A 6,398-nucleotide genomic window follows, 5' to 3' on the forward strand; every position below is an offset into this window, starting at 1 on the left:
AATGAAGTACCATACCACCATAATCTGCATGCTGGCCGTTGCCTACCTCTACCCCTCGAAAGCCCATGCCTTCGACTACCCCAACGACCAGCCGACCATCGAGGCACTCATCTCGCTGCACAAGCTCATCAAAAAAGAAGAGGAAAAGGCACTGGAGAAGGTGACGGCAAGCTATGGCGAGCAGAGCCTTGTGACCAAGGGTGCGACGAAGTTCAACGACGTGCGAATGACCTTGAACTCCAAGCTCAACAACGCCTACAGCTACGTCATCCTCGGTACGGCGCTGGCATCGACGGGCACCGACCTCTACAGGCTTATCGACACCTATGCCAAGTTCACGAAGAACACGGCCAAGTACGCCTTCAAGAAGCCAGCCGTGGCATGGTACTATACCGAGGCCAACTTCGCCTGTGCAAGAGAAATCAAGAACATCAAGCAGATGTACGCGACCCTCACCGCCAGCGGCCTTAACGTGATGCGTGCCAGTATGGACGAGAAACTTGAGCTCGTCAATACCCTCCACAGCTACATCTCCAATATGCTCGGCATCATCGACTCCGCCAATCTCTGGTGCAGCATCGTTGTCATGGGCGGCTTCCACTACGACTACATCTGGGATATCCTCAACAGCGATGTGAAAGATGAGATAGCCACAAAGGTCATTGACAAGTGGTACGGAGCATAATCGCTTCGAAACAACAAACCAACAACCAATTCAATATCAATGTAAAACGAGTAAATAATCAAAACGACAATATCATGAGACACATACTTTCTTCCCTAATTGTTTGTTTAGCTCTCGCTTTCCCCGTCGGGGAAGGCGTGAGCGCTTATGCCCAGAAGATCGTCCACGACAAGCAGAAGGAAAAGCAGTGGCGGAGCATGGAGACCGGTCCCTGGGACTTCGCCCCCGACTGGTACTACTACTTCCTCCACAAGAAATACTCCGGTGCCGAGACCTACTGGAAGTGGTCGGGCTTCAAGTCCGGCTACCGTGTCCGCTTCAAGGAGCACAAGTCTAACGTCAAGACCGTCATGCCCCGCCGTGTGGCGCAGGAGGAGACGCAGAAGGAGAAAATCAAGAAAGTCGAGGAAGAACGTGAAAAAGTCAAGGAGATGCACGACGAGGAAGTGATCCGTGCCGCCGACCGCAACGTCGACCTTGTCTATCACTCCTTCAAGGACGACTTTACCCGAATGCAGAAGTCCATCACCGAGGGGCTCACTTACTGCCTGACGAAGAGCAAGGGCAAGATGGCCCCACAGGTCAGCGAGCTCCAGCGTCAGAACGACATGATCTGCCAGTCCATCGCCTACACCCACAAGCAGGGCATTGGCAATGAGCTTGAAAACTCCAAACGGCAGGAAGCCTACATAGAGTACAAGAAGCAGATGGAACAGATTGTCTCCCGTGTGGCACACCTCGTCGGAATGGCACAGCAATACTACTGAAGCCTCACCCCCGACCCCTCTCCCATAGAGAGGGGAGTAATTACCTGCAAGAAACGTTTAGATTGTGATTAAGAAAAATTCTATAATTCTCAAATTCTTGAATACCACAACATCATGATAGACCTACAATTATCCTCAATGTTCATCAACCAGCTGCTGACGATGGGCCTCCCTGCCATCGACGACAGTCTGATGCGACTGCTGACGGCCATGGAGACTTTCCCCAAGTCCGCCATTCTCGGCAATGCCGTCAGCTTTGCCAAGATGCTCGGCTTGTTGCTTGCCCTTTGTATGGGCTCCTACGAGTGCTGGATGATGATGCTCGGCCGTCGCGGCATGGACGTGATGAAGCTCGCCCGTATCATCGGCCTCTCCCTATGTATCACCTACAGCAGCTATATCTGCGAGTCGCTCAAGATGCCCGGCAAGGGACTGGAGGATGTGACCCGACAGATGGCACAGAGCAAGAACAAGGAAGTGGCTGCACTGGAGCTCAAGGTCGCCCAAAAGCAGGACGACTACCTCAAACGCCTCCGGCAGGTGCAGGACAGCATCGAGACCGCCAAGCAGGTGCAGGCCATCGGCGAGGACGCACACTGGTGGGACAAATTAATCTACAACATGGAGAACCTCGGCTCCACTATCAACAACTACGCCCAGCGTGCCGCCGTGGCCGCCGAGACCAAGGTCAGCGAGTGGATCAATGACGTGATACGGTTCGTTGGCGAGCTCATCTTCCAGATGTCCTACTACGGCATGCTCGTCGCCCAGCGCATCTTCATGACCATCCTCGCCACCTTTGCGCCCATCATGTTCGCCCTCAGCATCGTACCGCCCTGGAGCAACGCCTGGGCCCAGTGGATGGGCAAGTACCTGTCGCTTTCCCTATGGGGATTTGTCGTGTACTTTTGCCTATACTACATCGACTTCATCCTGATGTACAACCTCATGGAGGACATCAAGGCCTACGACACCCTCCTGCGAGGAACAGTCAACTCATGGCAGCAGATAGGCGCATTGGGCTTGCAGGGCATCGGCTCCAACTGTATGTATGCCATGGGCATGCTCGTGGGTGCTTATGTTCTCCGCTTCGTGCCCGAAGTAGCCTCATGGCTCATCCCCGGCGGTATCAGTTCCAGCGCAGGAACGGCTTCCGGCAGCATGGCACAGACCCTCGTCTTCGGCGGTGCAAGCTATGCGATGGGTGCGGCGACCACGACGGCAGCGGCAGGAGCGGCAGTAGCCACCGGCACAGCCTCCATTATCGGCGCGGCACAGCAGTCGCACAGCGATGGTGGCAGCGGCTTCAACCAGACTGCCCGTACCATCATGGCACAGACCGGACTTGGAGCCTCCTACAGCCGTGGCGCGGACTCAGCACGCAGTATAAATAATGTGGGCAAGTCCGACTCCAACTACAAGCCCGGAGGAGCGGAAGGGAGTTAGGAGTGAGAAGTTGGGAGTTGCCAAGCCAAAGTGAGGCAGCTCCCCAACTCTACTAACTCCAACTTCCTAATTCCTTAATTGGCAAACTCCTAACTTCTAATTCCTAACTCATATAATGTTATGTTGATACAATCCTTAGAACAGAAAACCAAGCTGGCACTTACAACCGTCATCCTCACGCTGACGGCTTGCACTGCCATCTGCATCTTCACTGTCTATCAGAGCTCAAAGCTTGTCAGTGAGGAGCGCAGCCAGATATACATCCTCGATGGTGACATCCCCTTCCTCGCCGAGCGCAGCCTGCAGGAAGCCAACTTCGTGATGGAAGCCAAGGCTCATATCCAGCTCTTCCACCAGTACTTCTTCAACCTGCCTCCAGACAATGACTACATCAAGTGGACGCTTGGCAAGGCCCTGTATATGGCTGACGGCACGGCCATGAAGCAGAAACAGGCCATGGAAGAGAACGGCTTCTACTCCGACATTATTTCTTCCTCTGCCGTCTGCACCATCAAGTGCGACTCCATCCAGTTCAATGAGCATGAGAAGAAATTCAAGTACTTCGGCACGCAGCTTATCAAGCGTCGAAGCCGTGACCTCAAACGCTCCATCATTACAGTTGGCGAGATAGAGAACGTGCCGAGAACGCAGAACAATCCCCACGGACTGCTCATCACCAACTGGAGAACCCTCGAAAACAAAGATTTGGACTACTAATAAATTGAAACCATGAAGATATTTAAACGCACCAAGGCAAAAAAAGATGCCAAGATAGCAGAAGGCATCAAGTCGCTGACAGACAAGTTCAAGCTCCGCGAGAAGATAGAAAAAGCCAACCAATGGGCAGACAAACACAATAAAAGAGTGTCCGTTATCACCATCAGCATGCTCATGCTCTCACTCATCATCGGCAGCTGGCTCACGCTGACCAGCACCTACAACGAGGCCGACATGCTATCCGACTTCACAGAGGTAAAGCCCGCCTTCGACGGCATCCGCCGCATCCAGCGTCTGAAGTCCATGCAGGTGGACCAGACCGTGGAGCTTACAAACAAGGGCCAGCAGCTCAAGCACGACCTCGACTCCCTCGTCCGTCTGCCCATAAAAAGTCACCAGGACTCCGTGGACATCGTGGTCAAGTATCGCCAGTTGGAGCTTGTAGTCAAGTATCTCGACAACAAACAATAAACGCAAAACAATAAAAAAATATATGATATGGACTTACAGAAACTCAAGCGTCTGAACCTCAGACAACCCAAGTACATTTTCCCCTTGGTCATCTTCCTGCCTCTGTTGGGGCTTATCTACTTCGGCATGCAGACCTTCAAGGGTAATGGCAAGACAGCCAAGAACGCAGTCACCGACTCCATCAACATGAGCCTTCCCGAAGCACGCAGTGAGGGCGTGGACGACAAGATGACGGCGATGAACAAACGCTTTGCAGAGGGTGGAGCCTTTACCGCCGTCGACGGCATTGGCGACGAGTACGAGCAGAAGGACACCACCGGCAGCGGCTACAATGACAAGGAGCGGCAGGACATTGATGCGGTCAATGCTGAGCGTCTCCGTCAGATGAAAGCCGAGCAGGACCTCCGTGAGCGTCAGAAAGCCAACATGAACCGTATCAACGGCTATGGCAGCGGCGGCTATGGTGGCAATGCCTATGGCAACCGTAGCTATGGTGGCGGACGCACCCAGCAGGACGACCTCAACAACTATGCCCGTGAGCTGGAGCGCATCCAGAACCGCAGCATGGACCGCCAGCGCCAGTACCAGGCTGAGCAGGACCGGCGTGACAGGGAGGAAGAAGCCGAAGAGAGGAGACAACAACAGGAGATAATCGACGCACTCACTGGCAACACGAAGAAGAAAGGCAAGAAGGAAGAGAAGACCGAGGTCGTCGAGAAAGTCAAGGAAGACAACAGCGAGAAGTTCAACACCGTGGCAAGCACCGAGAATGTCGATGAGCCGCTTATCAAGGCGATGATTGACAAGACCACCAAGGCACGTGAGGGCACAAGACTTCGCTTCAAGCTCCTTGACGACGTAACGGTGAAAGGCATCCGCCTCAGGAAAGGCTCTTACCTCTACGGCATCGTCACGGGCTTCGGACAGCAGCGTGTCATGGCCAACATCACCAGCATCCTCGTCGGCAACAAGTTCATCAAGGTTAACCTCAGCGTCTTTGACAACGACGGCATGGAGGGCTTCTATGTCCCCGAGTCCACGTTTCGAGAAATGATGAAGGACGCAGGCTCCAATGTCGCCGCTCAGAATATCCAGTTCGACGTGAACGGCACCGGCGGCGTGTCCCCGGAGATTATCGCCCTGCAAGCCCTGCAGAACATGTACCAGTCTGCCAGCTCCGCCGTGTCGAAGAACATCCGCAAGAACAAAGCCAAAATCAAGTACAACACCATTGTCTATCTTATAAACACACAGAACGAATGAAAAAGATTATCATCATGGCAATGATGGCCGTCGCCATCCTGCCAACCCATGCAGAGAACGCAGTTAACAGTGACAACATCACCAAAAGTGAGAAGAACGATACCGTCCGCATCCGCTACATACACCGCCTCACTGAGGACGATGCCCGTATCTTCGAGAGCAACCTGCAGAAGACCGTCATCTACGTCAACGACCAGGTGACTACCCATCTCATCATGCCGGAGAACATCAAGCTCGTGGACATCTCCACCGACAAGCTCGTCGGCAACCAGTGCGCCGACAACATCGTCCGACTGAAGCCCAAGTCCACGCTGATGGACAACGAACTGGCAGGAACTGTAACGGTCATCGGCGAACGACACATCGCGCAGTTCACCGTCTATCACACCCAAGCCCCGAAGCGTGCCCACTCCGTCTATACCGTCGGCCAGAAGGACATCCGCGACTACACCAACCCGGAGGTGAGCATGACGCAGGGCGACATGTCCCGTCTCTGCTGGTCCATCTTCACGAGCCGCCGCAAGTGTTTCCGCGTGCACGGCAAGCAGTATGGCATCCGTGCGCAGGTGAACAATATCTACACCGTCGGCGACTACTTCTTCATCGACTTCTCGTTGCAGAACAAGAGCAACATCAAGTACGATATCGCCGAGATCCGACTGAAACTGATGGACAAAAAGGAGCTGAAGGCCACTAACTCGCAGACCATCGAGCTCACCCCGGTGTACATGGTCAACCATGCTGACCACTTCATGAAGTCCTACCGCAATGTCATTGTCCTCAAGAAGCTCACCTTCCCCGAAGAGAAGAAGCTGCGCCTTGAAATCACTGAGGACCAGATAAGCGGCCGCGTCAGCTACCTCGACATCAACTACCGTGACATTCTCAATGCCGACAGCTTTGCGCCGGAATTGCTGATTAATTTGCAGCAAACTTTTAGAGGTCTTTAAAACAAAGGCACGATATAACTGGGGGATGCGTTCTTCGAACGCATTTGAAAAAGCGCTCAAACATTACGATTTTCACTAAAAAGTGATTAGCTTTGTTGC

The 6,398-nt window shown here is 53.5% G+C and carries 7 protein-coding genes; all 7 read left to right on the forward strand.

The window, feature by feature from the left end; translation table 11 throughout:
- Position 1: 1 nt before the first annotated feature.
- The 7 genes from FYJ73_RS11590 to traN all read left to right on the forward strand — a co-directional run bounded on the left by FYJ73_RS11590 (position 2) and on the right by traN (position 6,299).
- Positions 2-685, forward strand: coding sequence for a hypothetical protein (locus FYJ73_RS11590; protein ID WP_154534892.1), 684 nt, complete (start codon positions 2-4; stop codon positions 683-685).
- 74 nt (positions 686-759) lie between these two features.
- On the forward strand, positions 760-1,452 hold the full coding sequence (locus FYJ73_RS11595; protein ID WP_154534882.1) for a DUF5045 domain-containing protein: 693 nt from the start codon (positions 760-762) through the stop codon (positions 1,450-1,452).
- 114 nt (positions 1,453-1,566) lie between these two features.
- Positions 1,567-2,898, forward strand: coding sequence for a TraJ family protein (locus tag FYJ73_RS11600; RefSeq protein ID WP_154534883.1), 1,332 nt, complete (start codon positions 1,567-1,569; stop codon positions 2,896-2,898).
- A gap of 120 nt (positions 2,899-3,018) precedes the next feature.
- Positions 3,019-3,615: a conjugative transposon protein TraK gene (gene traK / locus FYJ73_RS11605; protein ID WP_154534884.1), complete on the forward strand. Its 597-nt coding sequence runs from the start codon at positions 3,019-3,021 to the stop codon at positions 3,613-3,615.
- Positions 3,616-3,627: 12 nt separating this feature from the next.
- Positions 3,628-4,086 (forward strand): hypothetical protein, encoded by a 459-nt coding sequence (locus FYJ73_RS11610; RefSeq protein ID WP_154534885.1) that lies wholly within the window; start codon positions 3,628-3,630, stop codon positions 4,084-4,086.
- A gap of 27 nt (positions 4,087-4,113) precedes the next feature.
- Positions 4,114-5,349 carry a conjugative transposon protein TraM gene (gene traM, locus FYJ73_RS11615; protein ID WP_154534886.1) on the forward strand — a complete coding sequence of 412 codons (1,236 nt, stop codon included), beginning with the start codon at positions 4,114-4,116 and terminating at the stop codon, positions 5,347-5,349.
- Positions 5,346-6,299 (forward strand): conjugative transposon protein TraN, encoded by a 954-nt coding sequence (gene traN / locus FYJ73_RS11620; protein WP_154534887.1) that lies wholly within the window; start codon positions 5,346-5,348, stop codon positions 6,297-6,299. The genes traM and traN overlap by 4 nt, the downstream gene beginning before the upstream one ends.
- The last annotated feature ends 99 nt before the right edge of the window (positions 6,300-6,398 follow it).

Origin of the sequence: Hallella mizrahii, assembly GCF_009695775.1 — a bacterium.
Taxonomy (GTDB): domain Bacteria; phylum Bacteroidota; class Bacteroidia; order Bacteroidales; family Bacteroidaceae; genus Prevotella; species Prevotella mizrahii.